Source organism: Streptococcus mitis (assembly GCF_946190155.1).
Classification (GTDB): domain Bacteria; phylum Bacillota; class Bacilli; order Lactobacillales; family Streptococcaceae; genus Streptococcus; species Streptococcus mitis_CL.
On sequence record NZ_CAMHZL010000120.1, the window covers coordinates 1 to 240 of the forward strand.

The 240-nt window shown below is 50.0% G+C and carries 1 pseudogene; it reads left to right on the forward strand.

Annotated elements, in window-relative coordinates:
* A pseudogene (locus N8O80_RS09610) lies at window positions 1–240 on the forward strand (MSCRAMM family adhesin SdrC); the annotation flags it as partial.

Below are 240 nucleotides of genomic sequence, written 5' to 3' on the forward strand. Positions count from 1 at the left end.
CTGATGCGCTTGTTGACGCTGACTCTGATGCCGATGTGCTTGCTGAATCAGAGGCACTTGTTGATGCTGACTCAGAAGCGGATGTACTTGCTGATTCTGATGCACTTGTTGATGCTGATTCAGAAGCGGATGTACTTGCTGACTCTGACGCACTTGTTGAGGCTGACTCAGAAGCGGATGTGCTTGCTGACTCAGATGCACTTGTTGATGCAGAGTCAGAAGCCGATGTGCTTGCTGACA